Source organism: Pseudomonas sp. PONIH3 (assembly GCF_002934345.1).
Lineage (GTDB): Bacteria > Pseudomonadota > Gammaproteobacteria > Pseudomonadales > Pseudomonadaceae > Aquipseudomonas > Aquipseudomonas soli.
On record NZ_CP026386.1, the window covers coordinates 1,837,538 to 1,855,703 of the forward strand.

At 65.7% G+C, this 18,166-nt stretch carries 18 protein-coding genes and 1 pseudogene; 9 read left to right on the forward strand and 10 right to left on the reverse strand.

The genetic code is table 11. The features are described 5' to 3' along the window. Positions 1 to 122: 122 nt before the first annotated feature. Positions 123 to 1,839: pseudogene (locus C3F42_RS08335) on the reverse strand (DEAD/DEAH box helicase). A 291-nt stretch (positions 1,840 to 2,130) separates the two neighbouring features. Continuing rightward, the gene (locus C3F42_RS08340; protein WP_104444264.1) at positions 2,131 to 2,886 is read right to left on the reverse strand and encodes a spermidine synthase; all 756 of its coding nucleotides are present in this window, start codon (positions 2,884 to 2,886) and stop codon (positions 2,131 to 2,133) included. 116 nt (positions 2,887 to 3,002) lie between these two features. On the opposite strand from C3F42_RS08340, the gene C3F42_RS08345 reads away from it, so the two are divergent. Beyond that, positions 3,003 to 4,349 (forward strand): class II 3-deoxy-7-phosphoheptulonate synthase, encoded by a 1,347-nt coding sequence (locus tag C3F42_RS08345; protein WP_038705662.1) that lies wholly within the window; start codon positions 3,003 to 3,005, stop codon positions 4,347 to 4,349. Here C3F42_RS08345 and C3F42_RS08350 read toward each other — a convergent pair. Together C3F42_RS08350 and C3F42_RS08355 are read right to left on the reverse strand one after the other, a co-directional pair. Next, the gene (locus tag C3F42_RS08350) at positions 4,330 to 5,550 is read right to left on the reverse strand and encodes a winged helix-turn-helix domain-containing protein (RefSeq protein ID WP_094010665.1); all 1,221 of its coding nucleotides are present in this window, start codon (positions 5,548 to 5,550) and stop codon (positions 4,330 to 4,332) included. The two genes, C3F42_RS08345 and C3F42_RS08350, sit on opposite strands and share 20 nt — an antisense overlap. Positions 5,551 to 5,621: 71 nt before the next feature. Continuing rightward, positions 5,622 to 5,840 carry a DUF1127 domain-containing protein gene (locus C3F42_RS08355; protein ID WP_031316004.1) on the reverse strand — a complete coding sequence of 73 codons (219 nt, stop codon included), beginning with the start codon at positions 5,838 to 5,840 and terminating at the stop codon, positions 5,622 to 5,624. 96 nt (positions 5,841 to 5,936) lie between these two features. On the opposite strand from C3F42_RS08355, the gene C3F42_RS08360 reads away from it, so the two are divergent. Then, positions 5,937 to 6,788, forward strand: coding sequence for a LysR substrate-binding domain-containing protein (locus tag C3F42_RS08360; protein WP_031316005.1), 852 nt, complete (start codon positions 5,937 to 5,939; stop codon positions 6,786 to 6,788). Between the two features lie 76 nt (positions 6,789 to 6,864). Here the strand turns inward: C3F42_RS08360 and C3F42_RS08365 are convergent, their stop codons facing one another. Continuing rightward, a complete protein-coding gene (locus C3F42_RS08365) occupies positions 6,865 to 7,614 on the reverse strand; it encodes a sulfite exporter TauE/SafE family protein (RefSeq protein ID WP_094010666.1) in 750 nt (249 codons plus the stop codon). Positions 7,615 to 7,729: 115 nt separating this feature from the next. Between C3F42_RS08365 and C3F42_RS08370 the strand changes: the two genes are divergently transcribed. From C3F42_RS08370 to C3F42_RS08380, 3 genes are all read left to right on the forward strand, one after another. After that, positions 7,730 to 8,686, forward strand: coding sequence for a LysR family transcriptional regulator (locus tag C3F42_RS08370; RefSeq protein WP_094010667.1), 957 nt, complete (start codon positions 7,730 to 7,732; stop codon positions 8,684 to 8,686). A 55-nt stretch (positions 8,687 to 8,741) separates the two neighbouring features. Continuing rightward, positions 8,742 to 9,197, forward strand: coding sequence for a MarR family winged helix-turn-helix transcriptional regulator (locus C3F42_RS08375; RefSeq protein WP_023632624.1), 456 nt, complete (start codon positions 8,742 to 8,744; stop codon positions 9,195 to 9,197). 130 nt (positions 9,198 to 9,327) lie between these two features. After that, the gene (locus C3F42_RS08380; protein WP_023632623.1) at positions 9,328 to 9,756 is read left to right on the forward strand and encodes an organic hydroperoxide resistance protein; all 429 of its coding nucleotides are present in this window, start codon (positions 9,328 to 9,330) and stop codon (positions 9,754 to 9,756) included. A gap of 108 nt (positions 9,757 to 9,864) precedes the next feature. Here C3F42_RS08380 and efp read toward each other — a convergent pair whose 3' ends face one another. Both efp and earP read right to left on the reverse strand, forming a co-directional pair. Continuing rightward, the gene (efp, locus tag C3F42_RS08385) at positions 9,865 to 10,434 is read right to left on the reverse strand and encodes an elongation factor P (RefSeq protein ID WP_011532839.1); all 570 of its coding nucleotides are present in this window, start codon (positions 10,432 to 10,434) and stop codon (positions 9,865 to 9,867) included. Positions 10,435 to 10,482: 48 nt separating this feature from the next. Beyond that, a complete protein-coding gene (gene earP / locus C3F42_RS08390) occupies positions 10,483 to 11,616 on the reverse strand; it encodes an elongation factor P maturation arginine rhamnosyltransferase EarP (RefSeq protein WP_104444265.1) in 1,134 nt (377 codons plus the stop codon). 135 nt (positions 11,617 to 11,751) lie between these two features. Between earP and C3F42_RS08395 the strand changes: the two genes are divergently transcribed. Beyond that, entirely contained in the window at positions 11,752 to 12,150 is a 399-nt protein-coding gene (locus C3F42_RS08395; protein ID WP_094010669.1) for a hypothetical protein, read from the forward strand. A gap of 2 nt (positions 12,151 to 12,152) precedes the next feature. Beyond that, positions 12,153 to 12,635 (forward strand): GreA/GreB family elongation factor, encoded by a 483-nt coding sequence (locus C3F42_RS08400; RefSeq protein WP_094010670.1) that lies wholly within the window; start codon positions 12,153 to 12,155, stop codon positions 12,633 to 12,635. A gap of 7 nt (positions 12,636 to 12,642) precedes the next feature. Here the strand turns inward: C3F42_RS08400 and C3F42_RS08405 are convergent, their stop codons facing one another. Continuing rightward, on the reverse strand, positions 12,643 to 13,578 hold the full coding sequence (locus C3F42_RS08405) for a LysR family transcriptional regulator (protein ID WP_094010671.1): 936 nt from the start codon (positions 13,576 to 13,578) through the stop codon (positions 12,643 to 12,645). A gap of 118 nt (positions 13,579 to 13,696) precedes the next feature. On the opposite strand from C3F42_RS08405, the gene C3F42_RS08410 reads away from it, so the two are divergent. After that, positions 13,697 to 14,446, forward strand: a complete 750-nt coding sequence (locus tag C3F42_RS08410; protein ID WP_094010672.1) for a 3-oxoacyl-ACP reductase family protein — start codon at positions 13,697 to 13,699, stop codon at positions 14,444 to 14,446. 104 nt (positions 14,447 to 14,550) lie between these two features. Here C3F42_RS08410 and C3F42_RS08415 read toward each other — a convergent pair whose 3' ends face one another. Continuing rightward, complete coding sequence (locus C3F42_RS08415) at positions 14,551 to 15,435, reverse strand: LysR family transcriptional regulator (RefSeq protein ID WP_104444266.1); 885 nt, start codon at positions 15,433 to 15,435, stop codon at positions 14,551 to 14,553. Between the two features lie 108 nt (positions 15,436 to 15,543). Between C3F42_RS08415 and C3F42_RS08420 the strand changes: the two genes are divergently transcribed. Next, complete coding sequence (locus tag C3F42_RS08420) at positions 15,544 to 16,731, forward strand: MFS transporter (protein WP_104444267.1); 1,188 nt, start codon at positions 15,544 to 15,546, stop codon at positions 16,729 to 16,731. 74 nt (positions 16,732 to 16,805) lie between these two features. Here C3F42_RS08420 and C3F42_RS08425 read toward each other — a convergent pair whose 3' ends face one another. Then, positions 16,806 to 18,158 carry a TolC family outer membrane protein gene (locus C3F42_RS08425; protein ID WP_038705654.1) on the reverse strand — a complete coding sequence of 451 codons (1,353 nt, stop codon included), beginning with the start codon at positions 18,156 to 18,158 and terminating at the stop codon, positions 16,806 to 16,808. Positions 18,159 to 18,166 lie beyond the last annotated feature (8 nt).

Genomic DNA, 18,166 nt, shown 5'->3' on the forward strand with positions numbered 1-18,166 from the left:
ACGCCACAGCCCCGCAAGGCGGCCCGAAGTAGAGCCAAACCCGCACCCCATATAGACTTCCGGCCATCAGGCTGATTTCAACAATCGCTTGACTGCGGACATTTTTTATTGCAGCGCCAGGATCAGTCCTCGCGGTAGCGACGCAGCTTCAGCTGCTTGCCGGCTACGCGGGTGTCCTTGAGCTTGGTCAGCAGGCGCTCGAGGCCGTCTTCCGGCAGCTCGATCAGGCTGAAGCTGTCACGCACCTGGATACGACCGATGGCATCACGCGCCAGGCCACCCTCGTTGAGGATAGCGCCCAGCAGGTTCTTGGCGGCGATGCCGTCACGGGCACCCAGGGCGGTACGGCAACGCACGCGGCCTTCAGCCAGCGGCATCGGCGCGCGACGCTCGCGGTCACCACGGTCGCTGCGCTCACCACGCTCGGTACGCTCGCCAGTGCTGCGCTCACGCGGAGTGTGGGTCGGCACCAACGGCTGCTCGCGCTCGACCGAAGCCAGGTCCAGCGCCTGGCCATTGGTGGCCTTGCGCAGCAGGGCCGAAGCCAGGGCACGGGCACTGCAACCCAGGTCGGCGGTCAGGCGGTCGAACAGCTCGCCATGGCTGGCCTCGGACTCGGCCACCAGTGGCGCCAGGCTCTTGGTCAGCTTCTTGATGCGTGCGTCCAGCACGGCCTGCGGGTTAGGCAGGCGGGCTTCGGCAACCTTCTGCCCGGTGACACGCTCGATCACCTGCAGCATGCGGCGCTCACGCGGGGTGACCAGCAGCAGCGCACGGCCATCGCGACCGGCACGGCCAGTACGGCCGATACGGTGCACGTAGGACTCCGGGTCGTACGGCATGTCGACGTTGAACACGTGGGTGATGCGCGGCACGTCCAGACCACGGGCAGCGACGTCGGTGGCGACGACGATGTCCAGGCGGCCATCCTTGAGCGAGTCGATCACGCGCTCACGCTGGTTCTGGGCGATGTCGCCGTTCAGCGCGGCAGCCTTGTAGCCTTTGGCTTCCAGGGCGGCAGCCAGGTCCAGGGTGGCTTGCTTGGTACGCACGAAGGCGATCAGCGCGTCGAACTCTTCCACTTCCAGCAGGCGCAGCACGGCCGGGATCTTCTGGTCGGCGTGGACCATCAGGTGGGCCTGCTCGATCGCGGTCACGGTCTGGGTCTTGCTCTGGATCTTGACGTGCTTCGGCTCGCGCAGGTGGCGCTCGGCGATGGCACGGATCGAGGCCGGCAGGGTGGCGGAGAACAGTACGGTCTGGCGGGTTGCAGGGATGGCGTCGAAGATCACTTCGAGGTCGTCCATGAAGCCCAGCTTGAGCATTTCGTCGGCTTCGTCGAGTACCAGGTACTGAACGGTGGACAGGACTTTCTCGTCGCGGCGCAGGTGGTCGCACAGGCGGCCAGGGGTGGCCACGACGATTTGCGCGCCGTTACGAATGGCACGCAGTTGTGGGCCCATCGGGGCACCACCGTAAACAGCCACCACGTTAACGCCCGGCATCTGCTTGGCGTAGGTTTCGAAAGCGGTGGCTACTTGCAGCGCCAACTCACGGGTTGGCGCCAGGATCAGGGCTTGCGGTTCGCGCTTGCTCACGTCGATCTTGTTGAGGATCGGCAGGGCGAAGGCAGCGGTCTTGCCGGTGCCAGTCTGCGCCTGGCCGATCATGTCGTGACCGGCGAGGATGATCGGGATCGACTGATGCTGAATAGCCGAAGGCTCTTCGTAGCCGGTGGCCAGAACAGCAGCAACGATATTCGGATTGAGATCGAGAGCGGCGAATCCGCCGGTTTCCTGGGTCATGGGTCTGCCTCTAGGTGCATCCGCAAAGACCCATGCTCCAAAACTGCACATGCCTTGAAAGACCAAGCGGTCACCCAGGCAGTTTTGGCGGCGGGGATTTGCGAAAACGATTGAAAAAGGAACATCTTGGGAAGGTCCGACTAGCGGACGCGCAGCCGAAGCTGGGTTCGGAGGATTTGCACCACCTGATTCGAGGTCCGCTAAAAGACCGGCGCGTACTATACCCGAATCCGCCATGAACTGTGAGAAATATTTCTAGGATCAAGGCCAGGATTGGATCCAGGCTGAATCGTTTCCCCGCAGCCTCGGCGCTGCCCTCATCCATTCAGGTCGCCGGACGGATGGCCTTGATCAAATATTCCAGCGAATACCCCAGTTGCGGCGCCAGCGCTGCGGCCCGCGCCCGCACGGCATCGATATCCAGCGTCTGCTCCAGGTCCTCCGGCACCAGCAGGATCACGTTACCCTCCTTCACCGGCAGTTCCCAGTAATGGCGATGGTACAGCCCACGCAACAAGGCCGCGCCCAGTGGCTTGCCATCGTCCCCGGCCCACTGGTTGATCACCAGCCACCCCCCTGGGTTGAGCTGCTTCTGGCAGTTTTCCAGGAACCCCCAGGCCAGATGCCCGACGCCGGGGCCATAGTCGGTATACAGGTCGACGAACAGCAGATCGGCCTTTTCGGCGCTGGGCAGCAGCTCGAGGGCGTCGCCTACCCGCACGTACAGCCGCGGATCGTCGTCCAGGCCCATGAACTCCATGGCCAGGCGCGGCACGTCCGGGCGCAGTTCGATGGCCTCGACGTCCTCCAGCGGCAGGAACTTCAGGCACGCCTGGGTCAGGGTGCCGGCGCCAAGGCCGAGGAACAACGCGCTTTCCGGCTGTTCGTGGCACAGCGCGCCAACCAGCATGGCGCGGGTGTAGTCGTACTCCAGCCAGCTGGGGTCGGCGGTGAAGGTGCAGCTCTGCTCGATGGCGTCGCCGAACTCGAGGAAGCGATAGTCATCCACCTCGTACACGCTGATGACGCCAAAGGCATCCTCGACCCGTGCCAGCAGCCGCTCTTCCCGCTCCGTCGCCATCCCTACCACCTGCCCGCGCAAAACCGCCATTGTCCGCCAATGCCGGTGGTGCAACAAGCACGCGCGGGCGTACCATGGCTGGCAGGCCTTAACGACACTTATGGATAGAGCTTGCAATGACCCGACAATGGACCCCTGACAGCTGGCGCACACTGCCGATCCAGCAGCAACCGATCTACCCCGACGCCGCGCACCTGCTGAAGGTCGAGCAGACCCTGGCCAGCTACCCGCCGCTGGTGTTTGCCGGCGAAGCCCGCGAGCTGCGCCGGCAGTTCGCCGAGGTGACCCAGGGCCGGGCGTTCCTGCTGCAGGGTGGCGACTGCGCCGAGAGCTTCGCCGAGTTCTCCGCGGCGAAGATCCGCGACACCTTCAAGGTGCTGCTGCAGATGGCCATTGTCATGACCTTCGCCGCCGGCTGCCCGGTGGTCAAGGTCGGGCGCATGGCCGGGCAGTTCGCCAAGCCACGCTCGGCCAACGACGAAACCATCGGCGACGTCACCCTGCCCGCCTACCGTGGCGACATCGTAAACGGCATCGGCTTCGACGCGAAAAGCCGCATTCCCGACCCCGAGCGCCTGTTACAGGCCTACCACCAGGCCACCGCCAGCCTCAACCTGCTGCGCGCCTTCGCCCAGGGTGGCTTTGCCGACCTGCACCAGGTGCACAAGTGGAACCTCGATTTCATCGCCAACTCGGCGCTGGCCGACAAGTATCACCAGTTGGCCAACCGCATCGACGAAACCCTGGCCTTCATGCGCGCCTGCGGCCTGGACACGGCGCCGCAACTGCGCGAAACCAGCTTCTTCACCGCCCACGAAGCGCTGCTGCTCAACTATGAAGAAGCCTTCGTGCGCAGCGACAGCCTGACCGGCGACTACTACGACTGCTCGGCGCACATGCTGTGGATCGGCGACCGCACCCGCCAGCTCGACGGCGCCCACGTCGAGTTCCTGCGCGGCGTGCACAACCCGATCGGGGTCAAGGTCGGCCCGAGCATGAACCCCGAGGAGCTGATCCGCCTGATCGACGTGCTCAACCCGGACAACGACCCGGGCCGCCTGAACCTGATCGTGCGCATGGGCGCCGGCAAGGTCGGCGACCACCTGCCGGGGCTGATCCGCACCGTGCAGCGCGAGGGCCGCCAGGTGCTGTGGAGCTCGGACCCGATGCATGGCAATACCATCAAGGCCAGCAGCGGCTACAAGACCCGCGACTTCGCGCAGATCCTCGATGAGGTCAAGCAGTTCTTCCAGGTGCACCAGGCCGAGGGCAGCCACGCCGGTGGCATCCATATCGAGATGACCGGGCAGAACGTCACCGAGTGCATCGGCGGCGCCCGGCCGATCACCGAGGACGCGCTCTCCGACCGCTACCACACCCACTGCGACCCGCGCATGAACGCCGACCAGTCGCTGGAACTGGCCTTCCTGATCGCCGAAACCCTCAAGCAGGTACGCCGCTGAGCAATGCCTGACGCAGCCGGCTGCCCTCGGCGCGGGGGCAGTTGAGCTGCACCTGCGCCAGGCCCAGCCAGTTGGCCAGCTTCTGCAGGCTGAGCGCCAACGCCTGGTAGCCCGCCTCGTCCAGCCCCATCGCCTCTTCGTGCACCGCATGCACCGCCAGGCGTCCGTGGGCGCGTTCGGCACGCAGGTCCAGGCGCGCGGCGATGCGCCCGTCGTGCAGGAACGGCAGCACGTAGTAGCCGTACACCCGCTTGTGCGCGGGGGTGTAGATCTCCAGGCGATAGCGGAAATCGAACAGGCGCTCGGTGCGATCCCGCGCCCAGACCAATGAATCGAACGGCGACAACAAGGCGCTGGCTTCGATGCGTCGGGGAATCCGTGGCACGCCCGCGACATACGCCGGCTGTTTCCAGCCCTGCACGGCGCAGGCCTGCAGGCGCCCGTCCTCGACCAGCACAGCCAGGGCGGCCTTGCTCTGTTGCGGCGAGAGGCGAAAGTAATCACGCAGGTCCTGTTCGGTGGCCACGCCCAGGGCGCCGGCCGCGTGCAGCAGCAAGCCCTGGTGCGCTTCAGCCTCGCTGGGCTGGGCCTGATCGAGGATTTCCACTGGTAGCACCCGCTCGGGCAGGTCGTACAGGCGCTCGAAACCGCGACGCCCGGCCACGGTGACCTCGCCAGCGGCGAACAGCCATTCCAGCGCGTGCTTTTCTTCGCTCCAGTCCCACCAAGGGCCGGCGCGCTCCTCGCGGGTCGACAGGCTGCCTGCACCCAACGCGCCGCGCTCGCGCACGGCAGCCAGTACCCGCTCGATGACCTCGCGCCGCTCACGGCCAAAGGTCGCCAGTTGTCGGTAGATGCCCTTGCCGTCGGCGGCGTGGGCCATGCGCCAGCGCATCAGCGGGTAGAGCTCCAACGGCAGCAGCGAGGCCTCATGCCCCCAATATTCGAATAGCCGCCGCTGGCGGCGCTTGCCCCAGGCGAGCTGGTCCAGCTGGTCGGCTGGATAGTCGCCAAGGCGCGAGAACAACGGCAGGTAATGGGAGCGCACCAGCGCGTTGACCGAGTCGATCTGCACCACGCCCAGGCGCTGGAGCATGCGTTTGAGATTGGCGAGGGTCGGCGGCTGCGCGGGCGACTTGCCAAAGCCCTGGGCGGACAAGGCCAGGCGGCGGGCCTGGGCGAGGGACAGGCTAAAGGACATGAGGTGGCTCCGTCTGGTGTCCAGACAGTAAAGACGCAATCGCGGGGCAAGCCCCGCGATTGTAACCACCTTCATTTACGCAACGGGTCCTCCCAGAAATGCCGGTCGGCCTCCTGCTGGATATCCGCCCGCGACAACCCCAGGTCGTGCAGCGTGGCATCGCTCAGACGCGCCAGCTCGTCACGCTGGCGGTGCAGTTCGAACCAGCGCAGCACCAGCCCGCTGGCGTCGTGCCACAGATGGCCCAGGGATGCGGCCGGTTGGTGAGCTACGTTGAAATGACCTTTCATCATGACGCCCTCCTTGTGGATGGCTCCAGTCTCGTCCCAGGCCTAAGATCAATCCAACGAATGTTTCTGATGCCATGCATCTCGGAGATTGATGCCATGTCCCAGTATCAGAGTCTCGACGCCGAGGTGCTGCGCACCTTCGTCGCCATTGCCGAGCAAGGCGGCTTCACCCGCGCCGGCGAAGTGGTCAACCGCACCCAGTCGGCGGTGAGCATGCAGATGAAGCGCCTGGAAGAAGACATCCTGCAGCGCCAGCTGTTCGAGCGCGATGGCCGCCAGGTGCGCCTGACCGCCGAGGGCCAGGTGCTGCTGGGCTATGCCCGACGCATCCTCAAGCTGCATGGCGAGGTATTCAACACGCTGCGCATGCCGCACATGGTCGGGGTGGTGCGCATCGGCACCCCGGACGACTACGCCATGCGCTACCTGCCGGGCATCCTCACCCGCTTCGCCCAGGCCTACCCGCTGATCCATGTCGAGGTGCATTGCGATTCGTCAAAGCAGCTGATGCTGCGCCAGGACCTGGACCTGACCATCGTCACCCGCGAGCCCGGCAACGAAGTCGGCCAGTTGCTGCGCCAGGAGCGCCTGGTGTGGGCCGCGGCCAAGGGCTTCTGCCCGCAGGAGCAGCGGCCCATGCCACTGGCGTTGTTCAACACCGACTGCTTTTGCCGCGCCTGGACCTGCAATGCCCTGGAGCGCCACGGCATCGAGTACCGTATTGCCTACACCAGCCCGAGCCTGGCGGCGATCTTCGCCATCGTGCAGGCGGGGCTGGCGGTGACCGCGCAGTTGCACAGCCTGGTTGGCGGCGAACTGCGCATCCTCGGCGAGGACGATGGCCTGCCGCAGTTGCACATGGCCAATGTGATGCTGCTGCGCAATGACCAGCAGCATTCGCCAATTACCGACTGCATGGCCGAGTACATCGTCGAAGGGTTCAAGTAAGCCGAGGACGCTTCGCGCCCTTTTCGCCGGCAAGCCGGCTCCTACAGAGGGCGATGGGCTCTGCAGCCCCTTGCGCTCAGAGCTCGAGCCCGAGCATCACCGCGCACACCACCAGAAACACACAGAACATCGAGCGCAGGACCTTTTCCGGCAACGCGTGGGCCAGCTTCACCCCCCAGCTGATGCTCAGCAACCCGCCCACCGCCAACGGCACCCCGATGCTCCAGTCCACGCTCTGGTGCAGACCATAGGTCAGCAGGGTCACCGCAGTGCTCGGCGCCGCCAATGCCAGCGACAACCCCTGGGCCACCACCTGGGTGGTGCCGAACACAGAAGTCAATATCGGCGTGGCCACCACCGCGCCGCCCACGCCGAACAGCCCGCCCATGGTCCCGGCAAAGCTGCCCAGCACGCCCAGCCATGGCCAGGGAAAGCGCAGCTGGTTGCTCGGCGGCTTCACCGGCAGGAACATGCGCGCCACGTTCCACAACGCCAGGGCCACCAGAAAACCAACGAAATACAGGCGCATCGACTGGGCATCGATGCCCACTGCCCAGATCGACCCCAGCCAGGCGAACAACAAGCTGCACAACGACAGCGGCACGGCATGGCGTAACTCGATGCGGTTGCGCTGGTGATAGCGCCACAGCGCAAGCAGCACGTTGGGCACCACCATCACCAGGGCGGTGCCCTGGGCCAGTTGCTGGTCAAGGCCGAACAGCACCCCCAGCGCCGGGATCGCGATCAGCCCGCCACCAATCCCGAACAAGCCACCCAAGGTGCCCAGGGCTGCGCCCAAAACGATGTACATCAACCACTCGATCATTCGCGCCTCATCCGCCTGCTCTCAGAGAATGCCGGCATGCTACCCAGTCCCGGCTGGCGGGGAAACGCACAGCAACGCACAATGGCTTTGCGCAATCCGCACAAGCAGAGCCGTCATGAGCCCCGATATCCTCACCGAACAACTGAGTCTTTTTCTCGATGTGCTGGAGACCGGCAGTTTTTCCGCCGCCGCCCGTCGCCATCCGCTTACGCCTTCGGCGGTGGCCAGGCGCATCGACAGCCTGGAAAACGCGGTAGGCAGCCGCCTGTTCTCGCGCAGCACCCACGCGGTGCGCGCCACACCCGCTGGCAATGCGTTTGCCGAACGGGCCCGGCGCATCATCGAGGAACTGCGCCTGGCCCGGGCCGAGGCGGTATCCCTGAGCAACGCCCCCGATGGGCTGATCCGCATCGACGCCCCGGCCGCGTTCGGCCGTCGCCACCTTGCTCCGGCCATCGCCGACTTCCTGGTGGCCTACCCCGGGCTCGACGTGCAGCTGCGCCTGATCGACAGTTTCGTCGACCTGCACGGCAGCCACCTGGGCGAAGTCGACCTGGTGCTGCGCGCAGGCCCCCTGGCCGACACCCGCCTGGTGGCCACGCCACTGGCGTACATGGTGCGGATCGCCTGCGCCAGCCCGGCGTACCTGGCCAATCGCGGCGTACCAGCCTGCCCGAGCGAGTTGCCTGGGCATGACGGCCTCGACTGGGACGGCCTGGCACCACCGTTCGCCTGGCGCTTCGAGGTCGGTGGCCAGACCCGCCTGTACCGCCCGACGCGCATGCGCATGGCCGCCAACAATGCCGAGACGCTGCTGTTCGGTGCCTTGGCCGGGCTGGGCATCGCCCACCTGCCGACCTGGCTGGTCAGCGACTACCTGCTGCGCGGCGAACTGCTCCCCCTGTTCTGCGACAACGGCCTGCCGCCCCCCGAAACCAGCGGGATTTATGCACTGCGCCTTGAACATGAAACGAACTCTCGCAGCCGCTTGCTGCTCGAATTCCTCAAGAGCCGTTTCAGCCCGGTGCCGCCCTGGGACCTGGCGCTGAGAAGCGAGCTGCGCTGGCAATGAGCGCACCAAGCTTTGGCGTGCTAGATTTTATTACTCACCGATTCCAAGGACCTGCATGAACGCCGACACCCAAGCCCCCTGCGACGCGCTGCTGCTGGACAACCAGGTCTGCTTCGCCCTGCACTCGACCTCGTTGTTGATGACCAAGGTCTACAAGCCCCTGCTGCAGGCCCTGGGCCTGACCTACCCGCAGTACCTGGCCATGCTCGTGCTGTGGGAGCAGGACGGCCTGACCGTGGGCGAGATCAGCCAGCGCCTGCTCACCGACCCCGGCTCCCTGACCCCGCTGCTCAAGCGCCTGGAAAGCGAAGGCCTGCTCAAGCGCAGCCGCAGCCGTGAGGACGAACGGGTGGTACTGGTGCAGCTGACCGACAAGGGCCGCGCCCTGCAGGCCGAAGCCCAGCGCGTGCCGCAATGCATCCTGCAGGCCAGCGGCCACAGCGCCGAGCAGCTGCGCAAACTGCAGGCCGACCTGCTCGTCCTGCGCGCGCAGCTGCAAGAAAACCTCTGACGTCTAAGCTGTGAGATGGCTGTTCGGATGAATGGTCGAATATTTAACTTGCGCACTAAATAATTGCGCGCTAAGTTAATCCCATACCCACTCAGCGCCGACGGCGCACAGCACCCAAGCGAGGCTCAAGATGCAAAAGGTCACTCCGCTGTACATCGCAGAAGCCACTTCCACCGGTGGTCGTGATGGCAAATCCCGCTCCAGCGACGGCAAGCTGGAAGTCAAGCTGAGCACCCCGAAAGAGCTGGGCGGTGCCGGGGGTGATGGCACCAACCCCGAGCAGATGTTCGCCGCAGGTTACTCGGCCTGTTTCATCGGCGCGCTGAAGTTCGTCGCCGGCCAGGAGAAAAAAGCCCTGCCAGCTGACGCCTCGATCACCGCCAAGGTCGGCATCGGCCAGATCCCCGGTGGTTTCGGCCTGGACATCGACCTGCACATCAACCTGCCTGGCCTGGCCCAGGCCGACGCAGAAGGGCTGGTGGAGAAGGCGCACAAGGTCTGCCCGTACTCCAACGCCACCCGCGGCAATGTGGATGTGCGCCTGCATGTGACGGTGTGAATGCCTTCGCGGGGCGACCCGACTTGCCCCGCGATAAAGGCGACACGGTTTCACGAGCACAAAAAAACCCGGCCAAGGCCGGGTTTTTCGTGCTCATCGCAAGAAGGATTACTTCTTGGAACGGCCCTTGAAGCTGTTGTCGCGAGTGTCGATGTCGATCCACTCGTCGATCTGGATGAAGTCGGCAACCTGGATCTCGGTACCGTTCTTCAGCTTGGCAGGCTTCATGACCTTGCCCGAGGTGTCGCCACGTGCGGCGTTCTCGGTGTAGGTAACCTGGCGGCTGATGGTGGTCGGCAGTTCTACCGATACCAGGCGGCCTTCGAAGAAGACGGCTTCGCAGATGTCTTCCATGCCTTCTTCGATGTACGGCAGAACGGCGTCGATGTCTTCGGCGTTCAGCTCGTACATGGTGTAGTCGGTGGTGTCCATGAAGGTGTACGAGTCACCGCTGATGAACGACAGGGTCGCTTCTTTGCGATCCAGGATCACGTCGTCCAGCTTGTCGTCCGCACCGTATACGGTTTCGGTCTTGTAGCCGGTCAGCAGGTTCTTCAGCTTGGTCTTCATGATCGCGCTGTTACGGCCCGACTTGGTGAACTCAGCTTTCTGAACCAGCCACGGGTCGTTGTCGATCCGCAGTACGGTACCGGGTTTCAGTTCTTTACCAGTTTTCATTACGAAGTATCCGAATCTGGATGGATTTATAAAAATCGAGGCCGCGTATCATAGCGAATTTCGGTAAAACTGTACCAGCCTCGTGGCAAGGTCCGGCCGAGCGGCCTGCGTGGCCTGCCACTGGCGGGCATGTTCGCGCACTTCCTGCCAGTGCGGCTGCAGCGCCTGCCAGGCCTGCCCCATCGGGCGGTCCATGTTCCAGGCCCGCCACAATTCGCCCAACGCCTGCCCGGCGGCGGCCGACAGCCCATGGCAATAAAGGGCTAGGAATGCTTCGAGCTTTTCCCAGTGGGCGTTCTCTTCCTGGATGTAGATGTGCCACAGCATCGGCACGCCGGCCCATTGCGCCCGCACGAACGAATCCTCGCCGCGCACGGCGTTGAAATCGCAGCTCCACAGCAACCGGTCGTAGTCGTCCTGGCTGACGAAAGGCAGCACCTGGACCGTCAAGGCGCCGCGCCGATGCAGCGCCCCCACGGCCAGGTCCGCCTCGCCCAGCCAGTGGCCGAGGTCGCCCAGGATGCGCCCTTGCGGTACCAGCAGGTGGCTGGGGTGCGCGCCTTCGGCCAGTACGTCGAGCCAGTTGCCCAACTGTGGATTCTCGTAGGCGAACAGCGAGATCAGCCGCGCCCCGGCCTCGGGGTGGACGCCCAGCCCTGCCAGGAACCTCGCCCGCTCATTCGGCGCCTGGCGGAACGCCTGGCAACGGGGCAGCAAGGCAGCTTCGCGCAACAGGCCACCGGTCTTCTCGGTGAAACCCGGGAAGAAAAAGAACTTGCGCAACCCATTGGCCTGGGGCGACGGCAAGCCATGGCAGCCATCCACCCAGTCTTCGGCACTGAGGTAGTCCAAGTTCAGCCACAAGGGCGGCTTGGCCTGCTCGCCCATGGCCTCGACATAGGCCTGCGGCAGCTGGCAGGCGAAGGCGCCCACCACCACCTGCGCCGGCTCCGCGCCTTGCCACGTGGCCGGCCAGTGGCGTACCTCGACCCCCTGCCGCCACTGCTGCTCGGCTTGGCTGTCGGCCTCTGGGCACAGGGGCACGAAGGCTTGCAGGTCATCCACCCACAGGCGCACGGCCAGGTCATGCTCGCTCGCCAGCTGGCGCGCCAGGCGCCAGGTGACGCCGATGTCGCCATAGTTGTCGACGACCGTGCAGAAGATGTCCCAGGTGATTTTCATCGCCACGTTCCGTTACCTGCGGAAAAAAGACCGCGGATTTTGCTGAAAAATGCCGGCCAACAAAAGCGCGGCGCTGAAAATACCTGCCGCGGCATGCGAGAATGGCGCCCTCGCCCCGCCTGCCAGGAGGCCACCATGCCCCGCCCCCGCGAATTGAAGATCACCCTGAAACCGGTGCAACTGGTGCTGTGCGTCGCCCTCGGCCTGTGGCTCGGCGCATTGGCGATCGCCGTGAGCCTGTGGCTGGCCCTGCACTTGTGGCCACAGCAGGTGCAACCGCTGGTCGAGGCCACCGCCCCCGCGCAGGTCCTGCCTGCGCCAACCGCTCCTCCAGCGCCACCGGCCGATGCCCAGGCGCAGATGTTCGAACATTACAAGGACATCCTGCACAAGCAGGAATTGCAGCATGCCGCCGAGGCCGCCCAGGGCAACCCGCGCAACCTCAACAGCCCCAAGTGCCAGTTCTGGCTGCAGCAGAACCGTACCGCGCCGACCGACAAGAGCCAGGCCAACGTATTGGAGTTCTGCTACTGACCATGGACAAGGCCACCCTGCTGCAGCGCATCGTCACCACCCTCGAGCACGACATGGAGGTGCTGCGCCGCGCCGCCCAGACCGCCTACGAGGCCGCCACCGCCGAAGAGAATATCGCCGAGAACAAGTACGACACCTTGGGGCTCGAGGCTTCGTACCTGGCCACCGGACAGGCTCGGCGCACCGCTGAGATCCGCCAGGCGCTGCAGACCTACCAGCAACTGGTACCGCGCGACTATGACCCGGCGCGGGGGATCCAGGTCGGCTGCCTGGTGACCCTGGAGGATGAACAGGGCCTACGCCGCAGGCTGTTCCTCGGCCCCGAGGGCGCCGGCTTGAAGATTGGCGAGGGAGAGGCGCTGGTGACGGTAATCACACCTCGCGCACCGCTAGGCCAGCAACTGCTTGGCAAGCGCGTGGATGACGAAGTACGCCTGGTGCTGGCAGGGGTGGTGCAGGTGCAGTTCATCATCGATATTGTCTGATCGGGCGTTATCGCTGCAAGGCGTCGAAACGCTGTGCCAGCCCCTGCTCGGCAAACTCCTGCACCACGAAATCAATGAAGGCGCGGGTCTTGCCCGGCAACAGCTTGCGCTCGGCGTAGTACAGGCTGATATGCCCATCGTCGACGTACCAATCCGGCAACACCCTGCACAGGCGGCCTGAGGTCAGGTAAGGCAAGGCGAACGGCAGGCTGACCAGGGCGATGCCCAGGCCCTGCTCGGCCACCGCGCAGGCAGCATCCGAATCGCTCATGGTCATGTGTTGCGGCAGCCGCAAGGGTTGTTGCTCCTGCCAGCGGCTGGTCAGCGGCCAGCTGCGCACCCTGCCGGTCTGCGGCGAGCGGATGAGGATGCCGGTGCAAGCCTGTAACTGTTCCGGCCGATCGATCGGCCCGTGCTGCCGCACATAGCCCGGCGAGGCCACCAGCACTCGATGCGCGGGCGTCAGCTTGCGTGCCACCACCCCGGGCGGAAGGTCGAACCCACCGCCGAGAGCAGCATCGAAACCCTGGCCGATCAGGTCGACCTGGCGGTTGTCGAAATGCCAGTCCGGCGAGATCGCCGGGTAACGGCGCAGGAACTCGCCCAACAGCGGCACAACGTACAAGCGCCCGAACACCGTGCCCATGCTCACCCGCAGCAGCCCCGCCGGTTGCCCCTCGGCGCTGGCCAGGTTGGCCATGGCATATTGGATGGTACGCAGGCTGTCGCCGACCTCGCCCAGGAAGCGCTGCCCGGCCTCGGTCAATGTGAGCTTGCGCGTGCTGCGCTGGAACAACCGCACCCCCAGGCGCGCCTCCAGTTGGGCGACGTTCTTGCCCACCGCCGCCGGGGTCAATGACAAACGCCGGGCCGCCTCGGCGAAACTGCCGACCTCGGCACTGCGCACGAAGCATTCCAGGCTACTGAACGATTCCATACTCATGATTAACAACCAAAGGTTTACTCTGTATATCGCGATTACCATCTTATCAGCATGCAATCCACGTTCGATACTGTGTCTATCCAAGGCATCCGGCCTTGCTTGAACGCAGGAGATCAGCATGTCCCAAGCACTTCCTCTCACCGGCAAGGTGGCCCTGGTCCAGGGCGGTTCCCGTGGTATCGGCGCGGCCATCGTCCGCCGCCTGGCCCGCGAAGGCGCCAAGGTCGCCTTCACCTATGTCAGCTCGAGCGCCAGCGCCGAGGCCCTGGCAGGCGAGATCAACAGCGGCGGCGGCCAGGCCCTGGCCCTGCGTGCCGACAGCGCCGACACCCAGGCCGTGCAGCAAGCCGTGGCCGATACCGCGAAGGCCTTCGGCGGCCTGGACATCCTGGTCAACAACGCCGGTGTGCTGGCGGTGGCGCCGGTCGCCGAGTTCGACCTGGCCGACTTCGACCGACTGCTGGCGGTCAATGTGCGCAGCGTGTTCGTGGCCACCCAGGCGGCAGTGAAGTACATGGGCCAGGGCGGACGGGTCATCAACATCGGCAGCACCAACGCCGAGCGCATGCCGTTCGCCGGCGGCGCGCCCTATGCCATGAGCAAGTCGGCGCTGGTCGGCCTGACCAAGGGCCTGGCCCGTGACCTCGGGCCGCAGGGGATCACCATCAACAATGTGCAGCCAGGGCCGGTGGACACCGACATGAATCCGGCCAGTGGCGAGTTCGCCGAGAGCCTGATCCCGCTGATGGCCATCGGGCGCTATGGCCAGGCAGACGAGATCGCCAGCTTCGTCGCCTACCTGGCGGGGCCTGAGGCCGGCTACATCACCGGCGCGAGCCTGCTGGCCGATGGTGGTTTCGCGGCCTGATTTGTAATTGCCTGCGCGGGCCTCATCGCCGGCAAGCCGGCTCCCACAGGTACAGCGCCGCGTTCAAGATCCGCGCCGCACCTGTAGGAGTCGGCGGTCAAGGGTTATCCATCGGCCGCCAGCAGTTTTTCTTCAAGTACGTCCAGAAACGCCCGCGCCGCCGGCGTGGGGCTGGGCGACCACACCGCGTACAGATGCCGCACCGGCGCATCTACCAGGGGCACCATCGCGACCTGCGTGAAACCCCGAGCGATCCGCTCGGGGACCAGGCCCACGGCCATGCTCCGCTGCACGAACTTTTCCACCAGGCGGATATGACCGATCTCGAACTGCACCCGATGCCGCAACCCTGCCGCCTGGAACGCCTCGTCGGTCTGTCGACGCGCCCCGGTGCCCTCGGGAAAGTCCACCAGCACCTCGTCGGCCAGCTCGGCCAGGGCCAGCTGAACCCTTCCCGCCAACCGATGGCCAGGCGGCAGTACCGCCACCAGTTCCTCCCGCGCCAGCAGGCGATGCTGCACGCCGTGCAGCGCCTCGCCCTGCCACAGGCCGATGAAGCCCACGTCAAGACGCCGCTCGCAGACGTCCGTCACCAGCAACTCGCTCTTGGCGGTCAACCAGCGCACGTCCACATCAGGGTAGCGCTCATGAAACACTGCCAGCAGATCGACCAGGTCCAGCGCGGTGAGCGAGCTGATCTCGCCGATCGACAAACGTCCACGCACCTGCCCGCAGGCGGCGGCAACATCCTCGGCCACCCGCTGCGCCGCCGCCACTGCCGGCCGGGCACTGAGCACGAAGGCCTCGCCGGCCGGGGTCAGGCGCACCCGCCGCGAACTGCGCTCGAACAGGCTTACCCCCAACTGTGCCTCCAGCCGTGCCACCTGATGGCTGAGGGCCGATTGCACCACGTGGCAGCGTTCGGCGGCGCGGGTGAAACTGCCGGTGTCAGCCACGGCCAAGGCGTATTCGAGCTGCTTCAGGTTCATGGATCTATCTGTTTTAGAGATGGATAAGTTGATAACTATACATTGGCGTCATGAAGGACACTTCCTGATACTTGTCGCCACACAACCTTGCCTGCAACGAGACTGCCCATGAATTCCCCGACCCTGAGTCGCGCCCTTATCCTGCTGATGGCCACCGCCACCGGCCTGGCCGTGGCCAGCAACTACTACGCCCAGCCCCTGCTGCACAGCATCGCCGAGCAGTTCGGCCTGAGCACCGCCAGCGCCGGCACCATCGTCATCGCCGCCCAGCTCAGCTACGGCGCCGGGCTGCTGTTGCTCGCGCCACTGGGCGATCTGTTCGAGCAGCGGCGGCTGATCGTCACCATGGTGCTGATCGCCACCGCCGGGCTGGTGATCAGCGCCTGCGCGCCAAGCCTGCCGTGGCTGTTGTTCGGCACGGCGCTGACCGGACTGTTCTCGGTGGTGGCCCAGGTGCTGGTACCCATGGCCGCCGCGCTCAGTGCTCCGGATCAACGCGGCCGCGCCGTGGGCACGCTGATGAGCGGCCTGTTGCTGGGCATCCTGCTGGCGCGCACCGCCGCAGGCTTCATGGCCGAGCTGGGCGGCTGGCGCAGCATCTACGTGCTGGCCGCGGTGCTGATGGCCGTCAGTGCCCTCGCCCTGTACCGCAGCCTGCCGCAACACCACAGCCACGCCGGCTTGAAATACCCGGCGCTGATCGGCTCGGTATTCCGCCTGTTCGTCGAGGAACCGGTGCTGCGCCTGCGCTCGCTGCTGGGTTTGCTGGCGTTCAGCCTGTTCGCGCTGTTCTGGACTCCGCTGGCGTTCCTGTTGAGCGAGGCGCCCTACCATTACTCCGACGCGGTGATCGGCCTGTTCGGCCTGGCCGGAGCGGTTGGCGCACTGGCGGCGAACTGGGCCGGGCGCCTGGCCGACCGCGGCAAAGGCTCGCTGGGCACCACCGTGGGGCTGGTGGCGCTATTGTTGTCGTGGGTGCCGCTGGGGTTCGCGCAGAGCTCGCTGGTGGCGTTGCTGGTGGGCGTGCTGTTGCTCGACCTGGCGGTGCAACTGGTCCACGTGAGCAACCAGAACGCGGTGATCGTGCTCCGCCCCGAGGCGCGTACGCGGCTCAATGCCGGGTATATCACCTGCTACTTCATCGGCGGAGCGCTGGGGTCGCTGCTGGGCACGCAACTGTTCGAGGTGCATGGCTGGGATGGGATCGTGGTGGCCGGGCTGGTGATCGGTGCCCTGGCGCTGCTGGTGTGGGGGCTGGCTGAGGGCAGGCGGAGAAAGGCAGCGGTGTCAGCCTGAATGCTTTTCAGTGACTCGCCTACCAGCGTGGGAGCGGCGAACCGCCTCTCCCACGCTGGTAGGCGAACAGAGCATCAACCGGATTTGCCCTCAATGAACGCTTCGTCCACCCGCGCCAGCTGGGTCTCGCTCAACACCCCGGCCTGGTAATGCAACTTGATCCACGCCAGCAGGTAGTCGTAGCGCGCCTGGGCCAGGTCGCGGCGGGTGGTGGCCAACTGCTGTTCGGCGTTGAGCACGTCCAGGTTGACCCGCTCGCCGCCTTGCACGCTCTTGCGCGTGGACACCACCAGCGCCTCGGCCGCCACCAGCGCCCGCTGGTAGGCACGCAGCTGGCTGGCGCCGGACTGGCAGGCGTTGTACTGCTTGCGCAGTTCGATCAAGGCGCTGCGCGTGTTGCCGTCGAGCTCATACTCGGCCTGCTCCAGGTGCCGGCTGGCCTGGCGGGTCGAAGCCAGCACCCCGCCCCCGGCGAAGATCGGCACGCTGACTTCGATGCCCACGGTATTGGTGTCGTAGCGCTGGTTGTAGGTGTTGCCGCTGTCCGACTCCTGGCGCCGCGAAGTAGCGAACGCGGTGACCTTGGGCAGGTGCCCGGCACGATTGCGCTCGACCTCGTAGCGCGCCACTTCCAGGGCCTGGCGCGATGACGCCAGTTGCGGGTTGTTGGCCAGGGCCCGCTCCTGCCAGGCCTCGTAGCCGCTGGGGTCGACCACCGGCAGGGCGAAGCCCAGGCGCAGCGGCGCCAGGTCCTCGACCCGCACCGCCGGCTCGCCGATCAGCGCGCCCAGTTCGCGCAGCGCGGCATCCTGTTCGTTGCGCGCCTTGATCTCCTCGGCATCGGCCAGCTCGTAGCGGGCCTGAGCCTCGAGAATATCGGTGCGCGTGCCCTCGCCGGCGTCGAACAGACGCTGGTTCTGCTGGAACTGCTGGCGGTAGGCCTGCTTGCTGGCGACGCTGATGGCGATCTGGTCCTGGGCGAACAGCGCCTGGGTGTAGCTGGTCATCACCCGCACCAGCAGTTGCTGGCTCTGGTCACGGAAGCTCTCATCGGCGAACAGCGCCTGGGCCACGCCCTTGCGATAGCTCGAATAGGCTTCATAGTCGAACAGCGGCTGCTGGAGGATGAAGGTCGAGCCCATGCTGTTGTAGGTGCGGTCTTCCTTTTGCCGGCGCGAATCGCCGAGGTAGCGCACCTCGGAATCGTTGCGGCCCTTGTTGTAGCTGTACGACAGGCTGGGCAGCAGGCCGGCGCGGCCGATGGCGCGGTATTCCTGGCCGGCTTCGCGGGCCTTGAATGCCGCGAGGTAGGTCGGGTCGCGGCGCAGGGCCTGCTCGTATACCTGGAACGGCCCCATGGCGGCCTGGGCGGCGGTCGGCAGCCAGGCGCAGGCCAGCAGCAGCCCGATCAGTGGGAACTTCTTCACTGGCAGTC